Origin of the sequence: Mesorhizobium sp. M1D.F.Ca.ET.231.01.1.1 (genome assembly GCF_003999155.2) — a bacterium.
Classification (GTDB): domain Bacteria; phylum Pseudomonadota; class Alphaproteobacteria; order Rhizobiales; family Rhizobiaceae; genus Mesorhizobium.
Map to the genome: position 1 here is coordinate 1 of NZ_RZOZ02000286.1, position 281 is coordinate 281.

Consider the following 281-nt stretch of genomic DNA (forward strand, 5'->3'; position numbering starts at 1 on the left):
CGGCGGAGCATCATGTCGCCGGCCGCATCGGCGGCGAGGAGTTCGCCATCATCCTGCCCGGCACCAACCTTGCCGCCGCGCGGCTGTTCGCGGAGGGGACGCGCACGCAGTCGCGGCCGGCATTCTTGGCCGCGTAGAGTGCCTCGTCGGCGCGCCGCAACAGATCTGAGAAACCCTCGTCCGCGGCATGCTCGGCGACGCCGAAGCTCGCGCTGCAGCGGTGACCGGCGGGCAGTCCCTCGATCGGCAGCGCGCCGAAGGCGTTGCGCGCCCCCTCCGCG

At 73.3% G+C, this 281-nt stretch carries 1 pseudogene; it reads right to left on the minus strand.

What is annotated here, in order from left to right:
• Positions 1-10: 10 nt before the first annotated feature.
• A pseudogene (locus EN874_RS33325) lies at positions 11-281 on the minus strand (diguanylate cyclase); the annotation flags it as partial.